At 33.6% G+C, this 20976-nt stretch carries 21 protein-coding genes and 1 riboswitch; of the genes, 8 read left to right on the forward strand and 13 right to left on the reverse strand.

All coding sequences use genetic code 11. From position 1 onward, the window contains the following. Window positions 1-207 precede the first annotated feature (207 nt). The 9 genes from DKK79_RS09180 to coaA form a co-directional block, all read right to left on the reverse strand. Entirely contained in the window at window positions 208-879 is a 672-nt protein-coding gene (locus DKK79_RS09180) for a 7-cyano-7-deazaguanine/7-aminomethyl-7-deazaguanine transporter (protein ID WP_110423805.1), read from the reverse strand. A gap of 44 nt (window positions 880-923) precedes the next feature. Beyond that, entirely contained in the window at window positions 924-1580 is a 657-nt protein-coding gene (gene queC, locus DKK79_RS09185) for a 7-cyano-7-deazaguanine synthase QueC (protein WP_110423806.1), read from the reverse strand. A 50-nt stretch (window positions 1581-1630) separates the two neighbouring features. Further along, window positions 1631-2104, reverse strand: a complete 474-nt coding sequence (queF, locus tag DKK79_RS09190) for a preQ(1) synthase (RefSeq protein ID WP_110423807.1) — start codon at window positions 2102-2104, stop codon at window positions 1631-1633. Between the two features lie 2 nt (window positions 2105-2106). Beyond that, a riboswitch (PreQ1 riboswitch) is annotated at window positions 2107-2151 on the reverse strand. A 150-nt stretch (window positions 2152-2301) separates the two neighbouring features. Next, complete coding sequence (locus tag DKK79_RS09195) at window positions 2302-5220, reverse strand: bpX6 domain-containing protein (protein ID WP_146212015.1); 2919 nt, start codon at window positions 5218-5220, stop codon at window positions 2302-2304. 4 nt (window positions 5221-5224) lie between these two features. After that, window positions 5225-6997 (reverse strand): hypothetical protein, encoded by a 1773-nt coding sequence (locus tag DKK79_RS09200; RefSeq protein ID WP_110423809.1) that lies wholly within the window; start codon window positions 6995-6997, stop codon window positions 5225-5227. After that, window positions 6987-7409, reverse strand: a complete 423-nt coding sequence (locus tag DKK79_RS09205; protein ID WP_110423810.1) for a bpX5 domain-containing protein — start codon at window positions 7407-7409, stop codon at window positions 6987-6989. Before DKK79_RS09205 ends, DKK79_RS09200 begins: the two co-directional genes overlap by 11 nt. 1 nt (window position 7410) lies before the next feature. After that, complete coding sequence (locus DKK79_RS09210) at window positions 7411-8496, reverse strand: AAA family ATPase (protein ID WP_110423811.1); 1086 nt, start codon at window positions 8494-8496, stop codon at window positions 7411-7413. Window positions 8497-8733: 237 nt separating this feature from the next. After that, window positions 8734-9189, reverse strand: coding sequence for a DUF1090 domain-containing protein (locus DKK79_RS09215; RefSeq protein WP_110423812.1), 456 nt, complete (start codon window positions 9187-9189; stop codon window positions 8734-8736). A 16-nt stretch (window positions 9190-9205) separates the two neighbouring features. Then, a complete protein-coding gene (coaA, locus tag DKK79_RS09220; RefSeq protein WP_034884000.1) occupies window positions 9206-10141 on the reverse strand; it encodes a type I pantothenate kinase in 936 nt (311 codons plus the stop codon). Between the two features lie 167 nt (window positions 10142-10308). On the opposite strand from coaA, the gene yihI reads away from it, so the two are divergent. After that, window positions 10309-10803, forward strand: coding sequence for a Der GTPase-activating protein YihI (gene yihI / locus DKK79_RS09225; RefSeq protein ID WP_110423813.1), 495 nt, complete (start codon window positions 10309-10311; stop codon window positions 10801-10803). A 210-nt stretch (window positions 10804-11013) separates the two neighbouring features. Further along, a complete protein-coding gene (gene hemN, locus DKK79_RS09230; protein WP_220019159.1) occupies window positions 11014-12414 on the forward strand; it encodes an oxygen-independent coproporphyrinogen III oxidase in 1401 nt (466 codons plus the stop codon). A gap of 41 nt (window positions 12415-12455) precedes the next feature. Here the strand turns inward: hemN and rsmC are convergent, their stop codons facing one another. Beyond that, a complete protein-coding gene (gene rsmC / locus DKK79_RS09235) occupies window positions 12456-13496 on the reverse strand; it encodes a 16S rRNA (guanine(1207)-N(2))-methyltransferase RsmC (protein ID WP_110423814.1) in 1041 nt (346 codons plus the stop codon). Between the two features lie 87 nt (window positions 13497-13583). Here rsmC and DKK79_RS09240 point away from each other — a divergent pair, with 87 nt between their 5' ends. From DKK79_RS09240 to cyaY, 6 genes are all read left to right on the forward strand, one after another. Next, window positions 13584-13991 (forward strand): DNA polymerase III subunit psi, encoded by a 408-nt coding sequence (locus tag DKK79_RS09240; protein WP_034883994.1) that lies wholly within the window; start codon window positions 13584-13586, stop codon window positions 13989-13991. After that, window positions 13960-14421, forward strand: coding sequence for a ribosomal protein S18-alanine N-acetyltransferase (gene rimI, locus DKK79_RS09245; protein WP_110423815.1), 462 nt, complete (start codon window positions 13960-13962; stop codon window positions 14419-14421). Before DKK79_RS09240 ends, rimI begins: the two co-directional genes overlap by 32 nt. 21 nt (window positions 14422-14442) lie before the next feature. After that, entirely contained in the window at window positions 14443-15072 is a 630-nt protein-coding gene (locus DKK79_RS09250; protein WP_110423816.1) for a thiamine diphosphokinase, read from the forward strand. 67 nt (window positions 15073-15139) lie between these two features. Further along, on the forward strand, window positions 15140-15904 hold the full coding sequence (locus DKK79_RS14400) for a hypothetical protein (protein WP_146212016.1): 765 nt from the start codon (window positions 15140-15142) through the stop codon (window positions 15902-15904). Between the two features lie 25 nt (window positions 15905-15929). Then, window positions 15930-16454 (forward strand): surface-adhesin E family protein, encoded by a 525-nt coding sequence (locus tag DKK79_RS09255; RefSeq protein WP_034883989.1) that lies wholly within the window; start codon window positions 15930-15932, stop codon window positions 16452-16454. A gap of 103 nt (window positions 16455-16557) precedes the next feature. Then, entirely contained in the window at window positions 16558-16866 is a 309-nt protein-coding gene (gene cyaY, locus DKK79_RS09260) for an iron donor protein CyaY (RefSeq protein ID WP_034883988.1), read from the forward strand. 60 nt (window positions 16867-16926) lie between these two features. On the opposite strand, the gene uvrD is transcribed toward cyaY, so the two are convergent. From uvrD to xerC, 3 genes are all read right to left on the reverse strand, one after another. Then, window positions 16927-19155 carry a DNA helicase II gene (gene uvrD / locus DKK79_RS09265; RefSeq protein ID WP_110423817.1) on the reverse strand — a complete coding sequence of 743 codons (2229 nt, stop codon included), beginning with the start codon at window positions 19153-19155 and terminating at the stop codon, window positions 16927-16929. A gap of 182 nt (window positions 19156-19337) precedes the next feature. Next, window positions 19338-20051 carry a 5-amino-6-(5-phospho-D-ribitylamino)uracil phosphatase YigB gene (yigB, locus tag DKK79_RS09270; protein ID WP_110423818.1) on the reverse strand — a complete coding sequence of 238 codons (714 nt, stop codon included), beginning with the start codon at window positions 20049-20051 and terminating at the stop codon, window positions 19338-19340. After that, window positions 20051-20974 (reverse strand): tyrosine recombinase XerC, encoded by a 924-nt coding sequence (gene xerC, locus DKK79_RS09275; protein ID WP_110423819.1) that lies wholly within the window; start codon window positions 20972-20974, stop codon window positions 20051-20053. The genes yigB and xerC overlap by 1 nt, the downstream gene beginning before the upstream one ends. Window positions 20975-20976: the final 2 nt, after the last annotated feature.

Below are 20976 nucleotides of genomic sequence, written 5' to 3' on the forward strand. Positions count from 1 at the left end.
TAATAATTTCCATTATCACACAAACTTTAGCAAAAATCTTCAATGAAATTGATAATTTATTCTGCGATAGACAAATCTTTTGATACTAGTGAAAAAATTGAGGGACAAGATATTAAAGGGGGAATACTGACATTTAGCACTTATCAGGAATCAGATAAGCGCTAAATGGCGATTCTTGCAGCAATTATTAATTGCTAACCGATTAATTTACTGCGATTTTATAATTAATTTTTTTAAGATAAAATTCAGGATAATGCCATATAATGGTAAAAAGAATAGAGCACAGATGATAATTTTAAAACTATAATCGATTGTGGCAATTTCGACCCAATGCGTAGCCATAAATTCATCATTTGTTTTATAAAAGGCGATCGCAAAAAAGACGATGGTATCAATACCATTGCCTAATATTGCCGATGCTGAAGGCGCTACCCACCATGCTCTATTTTTACGTAAATAATTAAACACCGTGATATCCATCAATTGACCTACTAAGTAAGCGGCAAAACTCGCTAAAGCAATGCGAAAAACAAAGCTATTAAACACGGTTAACGCGGAAAATCCCATCCAGTGAGTTTCAAAAAACAGTACTGAGATAGAATAAGAAAATAGTAAAGCCGGAATCATCACCACAAAAATAATCTTCCTCGCTAAACTTGCGCCAAAGACCCGAATAGTTAAATCGGTAGTTAAAAAGATAAATGGAAAGGTAAACGCCCCCCAAGTGGTATGGAAACCAAAAATATCAAAAGGGATTTGTACCAGATAATTGCTTGAAGCAATAACCAAAATATGAAAAAACGAAAGCCAACCAAGGGCTTTCATTTGTTGTGCGTGAGTAAATTTGCTAGTTTGTTCTGAATTAGTGTTCAGATACATAAATTTTTCCTTTTTTAATGGGGTAAGTGAACCCAGTGTTACAATTAATTTGAATGATTAAGATATTCGTTTAAACCTTTTTCGCGAAGAATACAGCTAGGACATTGGCCACATCCACCATCTACACCATAATAACAAGTATGCGTATGCTTTCGGACATAAGCCAAATAGCCAAGTTTATCGGCCATTTCCCATGTTTGGGCTTTGGTTAGATACATCAGTGGCGTGATTAGATTAAAGTTGTAATCCATAGCCAGATTCATCGATACATTCATTGATTTGATAAAGATATCTCGACAATCAGGATAGCCACTAAAATCGGTTTCACAGACACCAATAATAATATTAGGTATACCTTGTTGCTTGGCATAACAACCTGCTAAAAGTAAGAACAGCATATTACGACCGTCAACAAAAGTATTCGGGTAATCCCCTTCTTTGGGTGCTTTGATTTCTTGCGAGTCATCAATCAAAGCATTATTAGTGGTCTGTTTAATCACCGAAGTATCGATCACCGTTTGTTTAACGCCAAGATCTTCAGCAATCCATTTAGCTTTTTCAAGTTCAATAACATGCCGTTGCCCATATTGAAAGCTAATGGTTTCCACATTTTCGCGTCCATAATCAGCAATGGCTTGCAGTAAACAGGTGGTAGAGTCTTGCCCACCAGAAAATATCACTAGTGCTTTACGATTTTGCATGTTTCTTTATTCCGATTTAACTATTTCGTAATACTGTTGCGTTAAAAATATTAACGATTATCAATTTTTTCAGGATAAAGATCGTGATTAGCTAAACGATTCATCGCTATTTGCTGCCAATTCGTGCCAGCTTTACCATAATTGGCATATGGATCGATTGAGATTCCACCGCGCGGCGTGAATTTGCCCCAAACCTCAATATATTTGGGATCCATTAACTTAATTAGATCTTTCATAATGATGTTGATGCAATCTTCATGATAATCACCATGATTACGGAAACTGAATAAATATAGCTTGAGTGATTTACTTTCTACCATTTTTATATTTGGTACATACGAAATATAAATAGTAGCAAAATCGGGTTGGCCAGTAATTGGACAAAGACTGGTAAATTCCGGACAGTTGAATTTGACAAAATAATCATTGCCGGGATGTTTATTATCGAATGTTTCTAAAATTTCTGGGCAATAGTCAGTTGGATAGCGAACGGATTGATCGCCAAGTAGTGTTAGGTTACTCATAATTTTCCTTAGTTTTTTAGCGTGGGAGGTTCACGAACCACGTAATAAGGCGCACACCATACTCTTTTTGGGGCTAAAAGTCTAGAATATTGATTAAAAACGAGCTGGTTTAAGTGTTTATTGATAGCGCAATGCTACAATTAATTTATTAAAAAAAATCGCGCATTTTATCTAAAAATGACATGCTTAATTTAATTCTACACAGAAAACGACGTTACCTTATTTTCCGTAACATTGACATGCAATGCTCTCCCCTGATCATCAAAAAAACAATATTCATCACCAATATGCGAACACGACACCTTGGTCGATGCATTCCACTCAATTGTCATGCATATTTTCTTATTAAAAGGATAAAAGAGATGAATATCATAACCGGATTCATCTATTCTTTGAATGACAAGTGCCATAAGTTGGCCTGTTGAGTAGATAAGTAGATTATCAAATTGTTTTTTAATCATTTTTAATGGAAACTCGGAACAATAACGATAATCATTAAATCTAAATCGCAACTGCTGATCGAATTGATTATATTCCATTTTCATTATGCCAAAATTATAAGAAATAAATATTTTGTCATTTTCTTCATTTATATCAATTCGTTCTATTAAGCGATGTTCAGCCAAATCATAACAAAAAGCTTCATATTCATATTTATTTTCATTACTGAGCGTCAAAATAGTTTTGTGATATTTATTCATGGTTATTTGTTTGACACTATTCGGGGAAAAATCCACACGCCAAACCACAGATAACTTATCACTTATATCAATAATTTCTAGACAATTATCTTTAATAATAGTCCAATTGATGCCATCAAACTCCCAGCAACATAAATCAAATTTGATCACCCCAAGATCGACGATGCTACCGGTACTCAAATCGAGTTTATGAATACGATAATAATTATCTCGTTTAATCAATGCTAAAATCTGTAATCGGTTTGCAGATACTACAAAGCTATCAGCAACTATCATAAAATGAGCTAGTTGCTTACCTTGCTTATTAACTTGAATAATGCCTAGTTCACCTAATGCTAATAAAAAGTTATTATTGGTTAACGGTATCATAGCAAAAATTGCTTTCTGGCCCTTATCGGGACAATGATATCGTATTACATTACTCGTCTCTAATAACGATTTTTGTTTAACACGGTTTAAACTTGATAACGGCAGATCCACCTGCAACACTTTATCTTGAGTTAGTTTAATTAATGCTGCTATATCAGATTTAGTAAATTTATTAGGATAAGTGATGGCATCAACAAGAATATGATTGATCATTATCCGCAACAAACCGCGCAATTTATCAATATATATTTGTTGTTCTAGAATTTCATAAGCTATTTCCAGTCTTGTTTGATAATAACTAACATTAGTTTTGATTTCCATTAAGCATTCTTCAAGTTTATTAATGGAATCTGGCATTAGAATAAAGCGTTTTACGATCGCTTTGGCATTAAATTTATCAACGTTACAAAGCCACTGTTCAGCTAGATAGCGATATTCTGTTAGTGGCCAAATAGCTTCAATCGCTACTAACCACTCTGCTTTTTCCGCTAAGGTTTTGGCCCACTCTACTCTTAACTTATTTGCAATTTCACGTTGCTCTTTTTCAAGCATTATAATCGCACTAGCAAATGCATGATCTCGTCTTGCTATCATTATTGCTGTATGCCAATCATTAGCTAAACAGCATAGTTTAACTATCCATGCCGTATTTGCATTCCTAGCAATAGCTAAGTCCATAGCCTGTTTGTACATTTTATGCTGTTCTAGACATTCTATCCCTTCTTTTAAATTATTGAGTAGTTCAACTAAAACATAAACCGCCGCTTCAATTTTTTTTTGTTGGATTAACTTAGTAGCACTTTGTCGATATAACTCTTGCAAATAATTTCTTAATTGTTGGTCAAGATTAATAGCGAGCGAATTTCCATAAACCAATTCACTTAATGACAATTTTTCACGCGGTTTGGGTACACCAAATGATTGTCCTATTGGAGGTTGATCACCATTGATCGGAATAGCATAACGTAAAGCATCCTCCAAATCACCCTTCTCAAGTTTTTTAATCATTGTGTCAATATATTTACCTTGTCGAAAAGCAACTAAATGGCTCAATTTCGAAACTAAGGCAAATAATGTTGCGTAATAACGCCACTGGCTTAATGCCGATTTTTTTCGATTAGCACGCGATGGTAGCGTTGAGTAATTAAGGTTAGTATTTGCTTGTAAATCATCCGCTTTAATATTATAAGAAAAATTTTTTGCTACAATGGTGGGAGGAAAATTAGCTTGTTTAACCTTAGATGGGAGATTGTATAGAAATTTTATAATTTTTGTACCTAGCAAAATAGTCACAACATAAAATGTGGTCAAAAGGATAAAAGATGAAATTTTAGATAAATTTTGACTAAGTCGTGTTTCAAGTGAAAATAATTTAAAATTAAAATAAATCAATATTGCCATCAGCAAGATTAATAGAATAAAAATTGGTAAGATCAAAGTCCTTTTTGTTATCGATCTTTCTTGAGCGTATTTATTATATTGTTTAATTTTTTCCTGTTTAATATCATTTTTTTGGCTATTAATGAACGCCAACATTCGACGATTAGGGCGAGGTATTTTTCCAGCAAATATTTGCTCAATGGATTTACTCTCTTCAATATCTTCAGTTAACTCATCATAAACAATATTAACATTATAACTGTTGGTCTCGCATAATTGATATTCTGTTAGATCAATCCAATCGGCAGGATCGATATGGACCGCATCTTCATAACGATAACAATTGATATCGTTCCCCATTACAATGATCAAATCATAATTCATGATTTCGTCATCTGGTTTTTTTACAAATTGTGTTGAGGTGAGGATTCCATTTTCTAAAACTAATGGCCAACCATCTAAATTATTACAATTGAGCGTTTTTGGGGTTGCAAACTTGAGTAAGTCACCTTGTTCAAATCGATAAATTGAACATCCTATAAACCACGATTTTATCAACAAACTTAGACGTTGCTCACGATCAAACCATTGCTTAGGAAACCATATTCCAAATACAGTTTGTACGCCTTTCAAGGTTGGATAGCCAATAAAATAGTTATTATTCATAGCATTAATCATCTTGATATAATTTTAATCTTGTTGATCGCGTCAAAAAGGAATACAAAATTAATTCACCGCTATCAGTGATAATTGTGAAGCATTGAGCTAATGAGTGATAACTATAATTGACAATTTTATTTGATGAACTGAAACAGATATCAATGTTATTATTGAGATAATCAAATGTTGCCACTTGTTTTTTATCATCATTGATTATTAGAAAATTAATTTTATCTTCATGATAATCATGAAAAAGCCCAAAAACCTGCCAGTTTAAAGGCGTTTTTACTTCAACATAACTATTCTCATTATCAAATACTTGCCATTGTTGTTCAGCACCAATTGCTAATCGACCAAAACCTGTCAACCATAAGTTTTCGGCGGAAATAAAACACTGTAGATTATCGTGAATTGATTTTATTTTTAAACAATACGATAGGTGAATCAAATGATGACTTTTAATGCAAAACTGCTCTTGCTGATCACAAATATAACATACATTTCTATCACTTAATTTGAACAATGCGATAACGTTTTGAGCAATTTTATCAACTTTTTTAATTTCATCGCCATTCTTTGGTATGAAAAACATTGAATAAAGGACTTTATGATCGTCAATATATAAAATATTTGTTGTATGATCTCCATATATCGATAAAAAATGAGATAATAGCTGGTTGTTGTTGATCTGAATATCTTTAGATAACGCTCTTCGTGGCCCTTTATTTCCCCACAAAAACAATTTTTGCTCTTCCTGATATAAAACACATATGTTTTTACCTTGAATATCTGACGCCAATACCTTAGATTTCAATGATAAATGAAAATGAATGATACGGCATTTCTGTTTCTGAGAAAGAACATCATTAATACCAATAAGATGGATATCATTTTTTTTATTATCAAATGTCAAAACATAATTGCCATTGGTTGAAATTTTAGGCTTGAAGTTAACATTTATCGATCCAATGGCGTGTTGATCAATTTTCCCATAATTACCGCTATGTTCGAATTGCCCCGACAATAATTTAGCGCAAATAATTTCGTTCGGTAATTTGAGCTCAAAATACTTATCTACATTTTTACTCGCTATATTAACTGCTATTTTGCTAAAATGATCCATCAATCTACTTGTTGATACTTTATGAGTTGCAAAATCAATTTGTGAAATGTTGTTACCAATTAACCAACACTCATCATAAAATAATTCAGATTTTTGTAAATTACTATGCCAATAATCTAATTGGTTATCATCAATACATTTAATTGTACGGCTATTCAACAACAGCTTTAAATCGTCTATACCTGAAAACAATTTTAATTTTGATCTTGATTGTATGATGCCCCAGTAAAATTGACTCTTGTGTTGCTGAGCGCGAATATCAAATAATATCATTAAAATCAAATGAGCAAGACGCTGAATACCTAATTGTAGTAATCCACAATCAAACAAAGCGATAATCACACCATTCGCTTTTGATTTTTCATATATCGGCGTTACGAAAAGATGCTCATTACTAACTGCACGACGGATAAACTCATCAGGCTCTTCTTTCCCTATTAACCATTCAGTCGTCAATAAGTGTTGGTAATTTCCTCGATTGCGAATGTCACCTAAACCTGATGATAACATCTGGTCACACCATTTACTTTCCTTGACAGGACCAAGAAAATTACTTAATTGCAAAAGCAAATCAGCAATAACGGGTTGTAAGTCTTCATCAAACCATGATAACCAAGACTGCCAAGTTTTAATCGGTTTGGTTAATTGATTATATGGCATATTCAAGAAACTCTTTGGTTAATGGCCAACTAACACCTAAAGGAATAACCATTTTAGGATGATCCCATAATAGTACATGTTTATGGGTAAATTTATTCGCGATAGCATTAGCTAAAAGCAAGGTTGAAATTGAGGGTTTAGCATGACACGGTAACCAAAGCTGGGGAACTTGACTGTCAACCATTGCATACTGTACTCCATCTACCCACGGTAATTGAGATTCAGGACCAATGATAATTATAAAATTTTCACCTTTCACAAATTTAAATTTTTGCAAATCGTATTTATCTTGATTTTTCAAAAGATAGATTAGTAAACGTGGCACTGTTTCATACCATGCAACTACAGCAACAGGGATTACTGCCTCAGTATTGAGTTGCCAATGCCAGTTGATCAAACTTTTGTTGTTCATATTATGCTATCAATTTAATTAATTGTGTTCTTAACTGGTTTAATTCATCAGGTATAGTTTCAGTGGTGTAATTAGCATCAATTTCACGTAACACACTTTCTACCTGAATATCGCCTTGATTTAGGCAACGCTTAGCCAGTTCAACCAACCTTTGCAAACGGCCGTTAGGTTGTTGCGACGCCAATTCAGTAGCGTAAAATAGTTGAGAATTATTTGATAGTGTAAAAAATTCCTTTAAGATCTCTTGACCACGCTGTTGCATATCTTTGGTAGGTAAAACGTAAAATAAAGGCCATATGTCTTGTTTTTGAGCTTCAAGGCGACCATTTACTAAAGCTGCTGCAGCAATAAGTTTTAATGTTTTTACCACTCGTCTATCAGTTAAAACAATGCCACTTTGTCTGAGTAAACGGATTGCATCAGCAAAAAAAGGAATAATGTGATCTAATTTAACATTTTTTAAGTGTTCGCTCATTTCTGAAAGTTCATTTAATGAAAGAACTGAATCAACATGGGTAAACTCAGCTTGCCAGCCACCGACTAACAGGTCTTCAATAAAACTATCAGCAATTGGTTCAATAAAAAGACGGATTAAAAAACGATCGGCGAAAGCCGCTAGACCTTCGTCTTCTGGAAGCGAATTTGATGCTCCAATACAAATTTTCAATGGACAGTCTATTTGCGTATGTCCACGTCTAAATTTTCGTTCATTTAATATACCTAGCAAGGTATTTAAAATTGCAGTTGAACCTAAAAAAACTTCATCTAAAAATGCGATTTCAGCTTCCGGTAACATCCCTTGGGTATCAGTTTCAACTCTTCCTTCTCGAAGTTTTTTAAGGTTTACTGTCCCAAACAATTCTGATGGTTCGGTAAAACGACCTAAAAGATATTCAAAATAGTTACCATCCATGATTCTAGCCATACGCCTAACTACAGCACTTTTAGCTGTACCTGGTGGCCCGATAACTAATAAATGTTCTTTGGCGATAGCTGCGAGTATGATAAGTTCAGCAAGTTGTTGACGACCAATAAAATCTTGGGTAGCAACTTTAATACATTCGCGAATTTTAGTGATGTTTTCCATTATATTTCTTTATATTTATATATAAATTATAGACTTATTATTTTAGTAATCAATTATCTTAAAGAATTGTAACTCTTTTATAAAGAGAAATATTTTACAATCTATAAAAAATCTATAAAAAAGGTCTCATGCAGATTTGAAATTTATCTACATGAGACCATCATTAATTTGAAAAATTTAATCTTATTATGGTTAATAATCGATAACTATCTAATAAGATAAGAACAAAAATCTCAATTATTTAGCTTTAAGTTTGTTATAATAATCAGCTAAATTATTTTTGGCTTCAGTTAACTCTTTTTCTGCTTCATTAAGTTTCGATTTTAAAGCATCAATTTTATCTTGATTGGCATTGAGTTTATCTTTTGCATACTCTTTGGTTTTTTCAACTAATTCTTTAGTTTTGTCCGTAACATTTTGAGTTTTTTCAACCACTATTCTTTTGTATTTTTCTTCTAATGTTTCATCTTTACAGTTGGTATTAACTTCTTGAAGAGCTTTTTCAAGACCGGTTACTTCATTGGTATTATTGGCAGTTTTAGCTTGATTAATTTTGGTTTGGATTGCTTGCTTTTTAGCGTCGCAAGTTAACCCTTGGTATTCATCATTGCTTGTTGCATAACTGTTGACAGAAAACGCAGTAACTAAAGTGATAATGCTTAACTTACTTAATAACCTTATTGCTGATTTCATATTGATTCCCCTAAGTTTATTTTCTTAATTGAACACAATCTACTTTATGGTCTTTACCTTTGGTTAGAATTAAACTTGCTCGTTCCCGTGTTGGCAGGATGTTTTCGATTAAATTTAATTCATTAATTTCACGCCAAAGGCGGTTAGCAATATTCACGGCTTCTTGTTCAGGAAGCTTAGAATAGTGGTTAAAGTAAGAGTTAGGATCACTAAATGCCCCAGCTCTAAATTTTAAAAATCGATTCACATACCAGTCATGTAGTAGTGGTAATTGTGCATCGACATAGATAGAAAAATCGACATAATCCGAAACAAATACCCGATTGTTAGCTTGAGCATAATTTATGGAGCCTTGTAAAACATTTAATCCCTCAAGAATTAAAATATCTGGACTATCGATTGTGATTTGTTCGTCTTCAACAATATCGTAAACTAAATGTGAATAAACCGGTGCTTTAACTTCCGACTGCCCTGATTTTACATCAGCAACAAAATTAATCAATTTTTTGATATCATAAGATTGAGGAAATCCTTTCTTATTCATGATACCACGTTCTTCAAGATAACGATTAGGATATAAAAAACCGTCGGTCGTCACTAACGCAACTTTGCGATGCTCCGGCCAGCGAGTTAATAATGCCTGTAAAACACGGGCTGTAGTGCTTTTACCTACAGCAACACTACCAGCAATACCGATAACATAAGGTATTTTTTGGCTTTTACCTAGAAATTTTGATAAGACTGCCTGACGGCTAAAACAGTTATTAATATAATAATTGAGTAATCGAGATAAAGGCAAGTAAATTTCACTTACTTCATCCATTGATAAGTCTTCATTAATTCCTTGTAGTGAAGTTAGCTCCTCGGCTGTTAAAGTCATCGGTACCGCATTACGCAAGCCTGCCCACTCTTGTCGGGTAAATTGCATATAAGGGCTCAAATGATTTTTCATGTTTTATTCTCTATTGCTCAGTAATTAAAAATTATTTGGCTCAGATTATACTAAATCTATTTTTTTACAATCATAAATTCGCATTACCTTCTGCTCATAGCTATATTAACCACTTACTGGTAAAATAGGTTTAATGCATTAATAACCAGATATCAAATTGAGATTGTATGTTAAAAAATAAATCGAAACTAAAACCTAAAAAAACCCGTCAAGAGATTAATGAAGAGTCACGCGAACTCAAGCGCAAACGTAAACATAAAGGTTTACCTAGTGGTTCTCGTTTTAATGGACCAGATAACAATCAAAATAAAAAATCTACCAATACAATTAAAGATCCACGCATTGGCAGCAAAAAACCAATTTCATTGCTACAAACCAATGATTCATCAATAAAAAACAAAGTTAATCAACCACAAAAAACTAAATTAACACCCCAACAAGAGTTAGAACAACTTGAAAATGATACTAAACTAGATCATTTACTTGATTTGGTTGAGCAAGGCAAAACATTAACTGATGATCAACAATCTTATCTCAATAATAAATTAGATCGCATTGATCAACTGATGAAACAGTTAGGTATTGAAGATGATGATTTTGAAGACGATGAGGAGTTAGACGAGCCTAAAGAAGATATCGTCGGCCTACTTAAGCGTAAGTAAGTTAATTTGATTCGATATCAATGCTAAATCAATAATTTTATACAAATCACCATAAAGAGCCATCTATCATGCCAATATTTATTATGCTAGGTTTGTACTTGGGATTATTTATTTGCACATTATTATATTTGAAAAAAATCAATCGGCTTAAAATTAAAACGCAATTAAAGACCAAACAGCCTAATACCGCAAAACGTTATGGAAGTGGCAATGTCAAACGTAGAATTAAAAAATAATAATATGCTTCAATCGCAACTCTGGGATCAAGCGTTAATTGAAAAGTATAACTATTCCGGCCCAAGGTATACCTCATACCCGACAGCACTTGAATTTAATGAGCAGTTTACTGAGCAAGACTTTATTTCAGCCGCTAATTGTTATCCTCAGCGGCCATTATCGCTTTATATTCATATTCCGTTTTGTCACAAACTCTGTTATTTCTGCGGATGTAATAAACTCGTAACCCGGCAAACTCATAAAGTTACCCGATATCTTGATATATTAGATATTGAAATAACCAAACAAGCTGAATTATTCAAAGATCGAATTGTCACCCAAATGCATTGGGGGGGCGGTACACCAACTTTTTTGACTGATGATGAAATTAGCCGATTAATTACCTCTATAAAGCAACACTTCAACTTTGCTCAAGATGCCGAACTATCCATTGAAATTGACCCTAGAGAAATTACCCCTCAAACTATCGATCATCTTGCCAAACTTGGCTTTAATCGGTTAAGTATGGGGATTCAAGATTTCAATCATGAAATTCAAAATCTTATTAACCGTGAACAAGATGAGAATTTGATCCGCTCATTAATTACCCAAGCACGAAAAAATCATTTTCGATCGATTAGTCTTGATTTAATTTATGGATTACCTAAGCAGACTGTTGAAAGTTTTACCGAGACATTAAATAAAGTTATTGATATTTCTCCTGATAGATTAAGTGTGTTTAATTATGCACACTTACCTAGCCGTTTTGCTGCTCAACGTAAAATTAAAGACCATGATCTACCCGATGCAAACCAAAAACTAAATATCTTACAAACCAGTATCGAAAAATTAACCCAAGCTGGTTATCAATTTATCGGCATGGATCACTTTGCCAAACCAACCGATGAGTTAGCTATCGCCCAACAGCAAAATAAGCTGCATCGTAACTTTCAAGGTTACACCACTAAAGGCGATGCGGATTTAGTGGGGCTTGGGGTATCGGCAATTAGCATGCTGGGTGATAGTTATGCGCAAAATCAGAAAGATCTAAAATCATATCAAACTTTGGTTGAACAAAAAGGTCATGGTCTATGGAAAGGTTTTACCTTAAACCAAGATGATAAAATACGCAGAGATGTGATTAAGCAGCTAATTTGTCATTTCCATCTTGATAAAAAACCGATTGAACAACTTTATCACATTAAATTTGATGACTATTTTGCTGACGATTTAAAACTACTTGCACCATTAGCCCAAGATGAACTAGTAATCGTTAATCAAGATAGCATCGTTGTTCAACCTAAAGGTCATTTGCTAATACGCAATATTTGTATGTGCTTTGATATCTATATGCGTCGCTTAGTCCGACAACATCAATTTTCACGCGTGATTTAATTTGCTTAATTCACGCATGAATATTTGGTTATCTTTAATAATTAATGACTGGCTAAATAGACTTTAAATTTGGTTGTTTGTGCAATAACTTCAACCCGTTTAAAGGTCTCATCCAAAATCGACTGGTAAGGTAAAAATGAATTTGCCACAATACAAAGATAACCGTTTAATTTTAAGTACTTTTTAGCTTCTTTAATCAGTTTGTTCACTGCCGTATAACTGGTCTCCTTACCATCATGAAAAGGAGGGTTAGAGATGATCAAGTGATACTTATCGTTGATATCTGAAAAAACATCACTAGCAATCACATTTCCAGCAATGTGATTGCTAGCTAAAGTAGCTTTGCTGGATTCTAACGCTGAGCTATTAACATCGGTTAATGTCAAGTTTAGATCTTGATATAACTTACCTATAACTGTTGATAATATCCCAGAGCCACAGCCTACATCAAGGACGTTGCCTTTAATAATATCACTCTGCTCCATAAGTGCATTCAATAGTAATTCACTTCCAGCATCCAAACTTTTTTGACTAAAGACACCTGGCAAACTCTTAATTTCAATAGCTTGGTTTCCAATAGTTAAATGATAACTCAACCACCACTCTTTTAAATCAAAAGCTAAACGGCTATCTGCTCGAAAATGATATAAACCACATCGTCTAGCACTATCTATTTTTTGAATAGTGCCAAAATCAGCTAATAACCCTTCAACACTTTTTACCCCTGTACGATTTTCACCTATGATGAAAATATCACTCTCTTTTGGCATATTATTTAACAAAAACGATAACTGAAATTGCGCTTCACTTTTGGTTTTAGGCCAATAGTAAATGAGTGTATTGATATCGGTATAAAAAGATTCGTCAGGATAGAGCGAAAAATTTGTACTATCTGCTCGTTTGCTGTGTTTAAAATTTAAGAATGTGTGATATTGCGAGCAGTGGATCTTAACCAAATTAGCCGCAATAACCGCTGGATAATTATCTTGGATATCGCCTGCAATTAAAATATTTTTATCCTCAAAAAAGGATTGGTGACGTTCAAGTACTTGGCTAGCAGGAGTAAATATCGATGTTGCCATAATGCCTCAATGAAAAACCTTTATAAATTGAAGCGAAGATTATACAATTAACTCACTTTAATCTCTAATAAAAACCGAAATCCGACAATGACACAAATTGATTGGTATCTTAAGCAATGCGATATTACCCAATATGTTTTACGCAATTCTGCCGTTTTTCAAGGTGAACTTGCTACTCATATAGATGATAAAATTCGTTTAATTGTGATCGCTAAACAACAACCAACACAAAAAATATATTATGATATTTTAAAAGCCATAGAATTAACCGAAGAGCAAGTTTTATTTCTTACCCCTTCGCAATTAATAATACCAGCAAATGAAGTAAAAATTGTGATTTGGTTTATTGATGTAAATAGCACTGAATCTTGGCAAAATAACTTAATTATTAACACTAGCGATTTAGATTCGCTCGCCAAAGATCCGCAACAAAAGCGCAAACTTTGGCAACAATTATGTAATTATGAAAACCATTTCCATCCTGAACGAAAATGATTTAGCCGAAGCTTATCAATTAGAGCAACTATGTCACCCTATTCCATGGTCTAAGGAGACTTTTTTTTCAAATCAGGGCGAACGTTATTTAAATCTTAAAATAACAGTTGCTAATAAAATTGTAGGCTTTTGTATTTGCCAAAAAGTGATTGATGAAGCAACTTTATTTAATATTGCAATCCACCCCAAATACCGAAAGCAAGGATTAGCTAAAGCACTATTAAACCATTTAATTGATGAGTTAATGTCAATAAACGCACCCTATAAGATTTCAACACTATGGTTAGAAGTTAGAAGATCAAATACTCCAGCAATTGCCTTATATCAGTTAATTGGATTTAATCAAATAACTATAAGAAAAAACTATTATCCATCTACCAATGGTCATCGGGAAGATGCAATTATTATGGCTTATACTTTAGCGCTATAAATTATTTTGACGGGAGTAATTATGTCCAGAGCACTATTATTTGTAAATGGCGAGCCACCTAAAAATCTTCCTACACATTTAGCGAACTATCATTATATTGCTTGCACGGATGGCGCATATCACAGTTATCTATCTGAATCCGCAATTGTGCCTGATTTTATTATTGGCGATTTAGACAGTATTAACCCGAAAATGACCGTGCCGGATAAAACGCAAATCATTCACACCCCAGATCAATCTAAACCTGATTTTGAAAAGGCGCTGTTATTTTTAAATAGTAAAGGGGTCACATCATTTACTATATATGGTGCAACAGGACGTGCTAGTGACCATTTTTTAGGTAATTTATCGGTTGCTATGCAATATCATCAACAGTTCAAAATGGTGTTTTACGATGATTATTGTCACTTTTTTTTTGCTACTCATCATCAAATTATTCACCATGTCAAACACCATATTATTTCACTAATGCCATTATCAACGGTAACACATTTGACTATTAGCGGCTTTAAATACCCATTAGATAATCAAACTTTATCTTTGGGTGGTTTTACCAGTTTACGTAATAAAGCGATTGCTGACACAGTAGAAATTTCCTTTAAAAATGGTAATTTATTAATTTTCATTGAAGATAGATGCTGTTTAAATTGACTTAAATTTACATTACTTTACAATGCTATTACATTTTATAAGAGTACTTTTTTATAGGAACTACAACATGGTTTTAAAAAAATTTACACTTTCTACTTGTTTTTCACTATTTTCTTGCATGGTTTTTGCGCAAGATTATAAACCAAGCGTTACTGATAATTTAGTCGATACTTTTCTTAACTGTGATAGTCAATTTTTTCATTATTTAGCAGAAAATAAGCAAGCAATAAGTGAATATGTTGATTTAACTACTAAGGATAATGTCACTTTTATCCCAGTTGAATCGATTTATCAACCAGATAAAAATAGCGTCAATTTCAAAAAACCATTTGAATATCGTGGTTTGAAAATAATTGGCTATCAAAATATTTTCATACCAACCAATCTATCAGGTCAATATTATTATTGGGGTTTTATTTTTGATAATAACCAAGATGAAATTGTCAAAAACTTAGATAATTTAAAATGGTCCAGATACAATGAAAAAGTCTATATTGCTAATTCAAAAATCTATGATCGCAACACCAAAATAGCTGAATGGAAAAACAATCCCTACTCAATTGATTCTGTAGTACCACGACTTGGCACTATTGAAAAAGCCCTTTATTTAGAAAAGGTTGATAATAAACAGAATAGTATACTTTGCTCTATTCAAGGCGATTTAAATAAAGAACTTCTCTACAAAGATCGTCCAGATATAAAACCATTTGACGAAGAGATTGAAAAAAATCGTCAAGAAAAGATCAAAGCCTATAAATTGAAGAAACAAAAAGAACAACAAGAAAAAAAAACAGTGTCCCAAAACCAACCACAGCCAACTAAAAAACAGTAGCTCGAAGGAAGGAGATTAAACTTAAATGAAAAAATTATGTCTATTCTTAATGCTCTTTTCTTTTGCTGCAACAATCCATGCTGCAGAAAAAAAAGAGACATCACCCTATACCGAGGAAGAGAAAGCAGCGCAAGCAAAGCAAGTTGAATTAATGCTGAGTAATCCCAAAATTGGCAAACAATTCATTCCAATTTCGAAAAGTAATGAAGATAACAAGGCCGGTTATGCTTACCTCGATAAGGATTCAATAAAATTACACCCATATAATCAAAGAATTCGTGTTTTTAGGGAAGTTATCAATTATGTCCCAGAATTAGTACAAAACATTGATAATGTAAAAACGCCATATCATGCAATTGCCATTAATTATTATGCTAACTGCGCGAAAAAAGAGATCGCTAAAGGACAACTAGACCTTGTTGAAAACTTTTTTGCAGAAGGTAAGATGATTAATCATATTAATATTCCTAGTCGTTGGATTCGAGCACGGAAAGGGGACGATAAGCATCAGTTACTCGTAATTGCTTGTTCTTTACCACTTAATAAATAAACTCTTTATTTACTTATTCACACTCTTGCCACCTAGCTGTGGCAGAGTCTTTTTATTTATGCTAATATCGCCACTTTAGTCAGCCAACTATAATCAGATCAATATGAATATCGCTCAATTCCATACCTTAACTGATCAACTTTTTAATCAAATCGAATTATACCTTGATGATTATGCTGATGAGCATGATATCGATTTAGATTATGAAACTAACGGGAATGTCATTACCGTTAGTTTTCCTAATCACAGTAAAATCATTATTAATACTCAAGAACCCCTATTTCAAGTTTGGTTAGCCACCAGAAAGCAAGGGTATCATTTTGACTTTATCAATGACAAATGGATCTGCAACCGTAGCGATCAATCATTTGTAGATATCTTTGCCCAAGCTGTACAAGAACAGGCCGAATAATAGCTATCTAAAAAAGGCGCTAGATCGTAATTTAGCGCCGATTTTTAGTACATATACTAATTACAGTAACGTCAGGTTAGCTAGTTTTATCACGAGCCATTTAATACCAACATCAACAAAAGCAATTTGGACCCGTTTATGCTCACCTTCACCATCAAGATTAATAATAGAGCCTTCACCAAAACGGTTGTGTTTCACTTTTCTACCTAACGTATAGCCATCATCTTCTTTCTTCTTTTTAGAATATGATTTTTTACGTTCTTGATAGAATTGATCATCTTTGTCCTGATATTTGCCACGATGGCTAAATGATGAAAAACTACCATGGTAGAAAGTTTCATTTAAATTTTCAATCGGTAATTCATCTAAAAAACGCGATGGTAAATTACGTTCTTCACGTCCATAAAGTCGTCTTTGTTCTGACAATGAAAGTGTTAAACATTTTCGAGCACGAGTAATTCCCACATAAGCTAATCGTCTTTCCTCTTCCATTTTATCTGTTTCTTGGATTGATCGTTGTGCAGGAAAAATCCCTTCTTCCAACCCCACAATAAACACGTTATCAAACTCTAAACCTTTAGCCGAGTGAAGCGTCATCAATTGAACTGAATCTTGCTCACTAACCGCATCCCGGCTTTCAAGTGAGGTAACCGATAAAAATGATTCAAGAACAGTTAATGGCTTACCAGTGGCATTATCTTCAATCACCGCATTTTGATTTAAAAGATAAAATTGTTCAGCCGCCGAAACAAGTTCTTCAAGATTTTCTATTCTTGTTTGTCCCTTAATGCCTGGTTCTTGTTCATACATTCGCATTACACCGGATAATTTAATGATCCTTTCAAGTTGTTTATAGAAAGGTAAATCTTTAACTTCGGCGTAGATTGATTCCATTAAATGTAAGAAACGATTAACATCGTTACGTTGTCGATCAGTAAGTGCATTTTGTTCAATCAACATTAAACAAGCATCCCATAATGAGATAGCATTATGGTTAGCACAATTTCTAATTTTATCTAATGTGACTTGTCCGATACCGCGAGTCGGGGTATTTATGGTAGCATCAAATGCCATATCATTGTTATGGTCATGCAATAAACGTAAATAGGCGAGTGCTAATTTAACCTCTTGCCTTTCATAGAATCTAATTGAACCATAAATTTGAAAAGGTATAGCATTTTGCATTAGGGTATCTTCAAATATTCGTGATTGAATATTATTACGATACAAAATAGCGCAACTTGCGTATTTCTGACCTTCATCATGATACTTTTTTATTTGGCCAATAACAAATCTGGCCTCATCTGCATCATTAAAGCTCCTATATACAGTGATCTTCTCGCCTTCACCACTATCCGTCCATAAATTTTTACCTAAGCGATTCTTATTATTTGCAATTAATTTATTTGCAGTATCTAAAATAATCCCCGTAGACCGGTAATTTTGCTCTAAACGAATAATCTCTGTATCAGGATAATCATTGATAAATAATTGAAGATTATCAGCATTAGCTCCACGCCAACTATATATAGATTGATCATCATCACCAACAATCATTACATTAGCCGTGTTCCCCGCGAGCTTTTGTACAAATCGATACTGAATTTTATTGGTATCTTGAAATTCATCAATCAACACATTTGAGAAACGGTGACGACAATAATTTAAAACATTTTCGTCTTTACAGAGTAATTCATAAGCTCTCAAAATTAGTTCCGAAAAATCGACATAACCTACTTTATCGCAAATTGCTTGATAATCGCGATAGATCGTTTGCCACATAACTTGTTTTGGATCTTCTGGCACTAAATCTTTCGCACGTAATCCTTTTTCTTTTTGAGCAGAGATAAAATTGGCACACTCTTTAGCTGACCACTCTTTCTCATCTACTTGTAATTCGCGAAAGATCCGCTTGATAAGTCGAATCTGATCTTCAGTATCAATAAGTTGGAAATTATCGGGAAGATTAGCTTGTTGGGCAAACATCCGTAGTAAACGATGGGTTAAGCCGTGGAAGGTTCCCACCCACATACCAGTTAAATAGCTCTCACCAACCAGCGCTTTTATTCGTTCTTGCATTTCAGCTGCTGCTTTATTGGTAAATGTGACCGCAAAAATTGAACCGGATGAATAATTTTTTTCAATGCAAAGCCAAGCTATTCGATGTACTAATACACGAGTTTTACCACTTCCAGCACCGGCAAGTACGATAGTATATTGATTATCAGTTGTTACTGCAGTTTGTTGTTCGGTATTAAGATCGCTTAATAATGATTGATTAATGTCCATTATGCATTAACCCATCACGATAACAAAAACCACTCTTGGTTTTAAATGTTGCAACTCTTTTTAATAATTTCATTTTCTTAATAATATTTATTAGAGAATCCGTTAAAAAAATAAAGACAGAGAGTAAATGCAACTCGTAATTACATCTAACTTCACTGTCTTTTTATACACATATTGAACAATTATAACAGATTATCTAATTCTGGCAATCGAGTTATTTCAACATGAGGTAAGCACCTTGCATCACTAAGACGGTAGATATCTTGACCAAAAATATTTATCCAACATGACAAATAGCCATTATTAATGGCACCATTTACATCAGTCTCTAAATTATCACCAACATGTAAAATGTAGTTATTAGCTACCGCTAATTTTTTTGCAGCTAAGTCAAAAATTTCAGGAAATGGTTTTGAACGACCATCCGGACCGCCACGTAAAGAAAATTGAAAATAGTCACCTAAACCTATTTTATTGACATCGACATTGCCATTAGTAATTACGGCTAATGGATATTTTTTGGCGAGTTTAGCTAACAAGACATGCGTAGATTCAGGAATCACCATTTTATGCCGCCAAATATTAAAACAGTCTAAAGCGCTATCAATAATATTAGTATGTTGTAATACGGGGATATTGGTTTTACTCAATAGTGATTTGATGGTCTCAATCCGCCAATCTATCACATCATGATAGATTTCCGGATTTAAATTGAGTATCAGATTTTTTTCTTGATAATATAAGTCTAAGGTTAAATTTGCTAATTGTTTATATTTTTGTAATGTTTTCAACATCTCCTCTTCAGCTTTATCGACAATCATACTATTGTCGTATAAAGTATCATCAAGATCGAAAGTAATCGCTTTAATGCAGTCAATTGAACGATAAAAATGCATTATTTTTTCCCTCTTTTAGCTCGTGGATGAGCAGAATCATAAACTTCCGATAAATGTGAGAAATCCAAATGAGTATAAACTTGAGTTGTGGATAAATCAGCATGACCTAGTAATTCTTGTACTGCTCGTAAATCACCACTCGATTCAAGCATATGCGTGGCAAACGAGTGACGTAATTTATGTGGATGAACATGCGAACTTAAACCTTGTTTGACACCCCATTGAGCAAAACGTTTTTCCACATTACGCGGCGAAATTCGTTTACCCAATTTTGAAATAAATAGAGCATCATCATGGGGATTAAATTGATTACGCATGCTTAGCCAATGTTCAATCCATTTGATGGACTCGCGCCCTAGAGGTAATTTTCTTTCCTTATTGCCTTTCCCCATTACACGGACTTCACCTTCTCTTAAATTTAGCTCTCGGCAATTGATATTGACTAATTCAGAAAGTCGTAATCCAGAACCATACATCACTTCGAGCATAGCTCTATCGCGTACCGATAATGGGTCATTATATTCAATATTCAGTAATTGATTCACTTCGTCAATATCAATATTTTTGGGAAGATGCTGACCTAATTTCGGATTAACTACACCGCGAGCCGGATTGGCCACTATCAATTCATTTTTCACCATCCAATCTAAAAAGCTACGTAGAGCAGACAAGCGTAAGGAGAGACTTCTTGCTTGTAAGCCAGTTTGCCGACTACGACTAATTAACAGTCGTACCGCTGATGAATCGAGATCTTGCCAATTAGTGAGATCCAAATCTCTGCTTAAATCGATAATAGCATAGAGTTGGCGACGATAATTAATTTGTGTATTAAGACTAAGTTGTTTTTCCGATTTTAAATAATTTAAGAACTGTTCAATCGGTATAGCTAATAAAGAGGAGTGACTGGGATTATTTTCAACCATCA

Source organism: Gilliamella apicola (assembly GCF_003202915.1).
In the GTDB taxonomy this organism is placed as follows: Bacteria; Pseudomonadota; Gammaproteobacteria; order Enterobacterales; family Orbaceae; genus Gilliamella; species Gilliamella apicola_Q.

Excerpts from the sequence above, each read along its gene's own strand:
- DKK79_RS09215 (WP_110423812.1), bottom strand. The coding sequence starts at position 9,189 with ATGAAATCAGCAATAAGGTTATTAAGTAAGTTAAGCATTATCACTTTA.
- DKK79_RS14400 (WP_146212016.1), top strand. The coding sequence starts at position 15,140 with ATGGTTTTAAAAAAATTTACACTTTCTACTTGTTTTTCACTATTTTCT.
- yigB (WP_110423818.1), bottom strand. The coding sequence starts at position 20,051 with ATGCATTTTTATCGTTCAATTGACTGCATTAAAGCGATTACTTTCGAT.
- yihI (WP_110423813.1), top strand. The coding sequence starts at position 10,309 with ATGTTAAAAAATAAATCGAAACTAAAACCTAAAAAAACCCGTCAAGAG.
- DKK79_RS09205 (WP_110423810.1), bottom strand. The coding sequence starts at position 7,409 with ATGAACAACAAAAGTTTGATCAACTGGCATTGGCAACTCAATACTGAG.
- hemN (WP_220019159.1), top strand. The coding sequence starts at position 11,014 with ATGTCAAACGTAGAATTAAAAAATAATAATATGCTTCAATCGCAACTC.
- cyaY (WP_034883988.1), top strand. The coding sequence starts at position 16,558 with ATGAATATCGCTCAATTCCATACCTTAACTGATCAACTTTTTAATCAA.
- DKK79_RS09195 (WP_146212015.1), bottom strand. The coding sequence starts at position 5,220 with ATGAATAATAACTATTTTATTGGCTATCCAACCTTGAAAGGCGTACAA.
- xerC (WP_110423819.1), bottom strand. The coding sequence starts at position 20,974 with ATGGTTGAAAATAATCCCAGTCACTCCTCTTTATTAGCTATACCGATT.
- DKK79_RS09180 (WP_110423805.1), bottom strand. The coding sequence starts at position 879 with ATGTATCTGAACACTAATTCAGAACAAACTAGCAAATTTACTCACGCA.
- queC (WP_110423806.1), bottom strand. The coding sequence starts at position 1,580 with ATGCAAAATCGTAAAGCACTAGTGATATTTTCTGGTGGGCAAGACTCT.
- uvrD (WP_110423817.1), bottom strand. The coding sequence starts at position 19,155 with ATGGACATTAATCAATCATTATTAAGCGATCTTAATACCGAACAACAA.
- rimI (WP_110423815.1), top strand. The coding sequence starts at position 13,960 with ATGAAAACCATTTCCATCCTGAACGAAAATGATTTAGCCGAAGCTTAT.
- DKK79_RS09200 (WP_110423809.1), bottom strand. The coding sequence starts at position 6,997 with ATGCCATATAATCAATTAACCAAACCGATTAAAACTTGGCAGTCTTGG.
- coaA (WP_034884000.1), bottom strand. The coding sequence starts at position 10,141 with ATGAAAAATCATTTGAGCCCTTATATGCAATTTACCCGACAAGAGTGG.
- DKK79_RS09255 (WP_034883989.1), top strand. The coding sequence starts at position 15,930 with ATGAAAAAATTATGTCTATTCTTAATGCTCTTTTCTTTTGCTGCAACA.
- DKK79_RS09250 (WP_110423816.1), top strand. The coding sequence starts at position 14,443 with ATGTCCAGAGCACTATTATTTGTAAATGGCGAGCCACCTAAAAATCTT.
- queF (WP_110423807.1), bottom strand. The coding sequence starts at position 2,104 with ATGAGTAACCTAACACTACTTGGCGATCAATCCGTTCGCTATCCAACT.
- DKK79_RS09240 (WP_034883994.1), top strand. The coding sequence starts at position 13,584 with ATGACACAAATTGATTGGTATCTTAAGCAATGCGATATTACCCAATAT.
- DKK79_RS09210 (WP_110423811.1), bottom strand. The coding sequence starts at position 8,496 with ATGGAAAACATCACTAAAATTCGCGAATGTATTAAAGTTGCTACCCAA.
- rsmC (WP_110423814.1), bottom strand. The coding sequence starts at position 13,496 with ATGGCAACATCGATATTTACTCCTGCTAGCCAAGTACTTGAACGTCAC.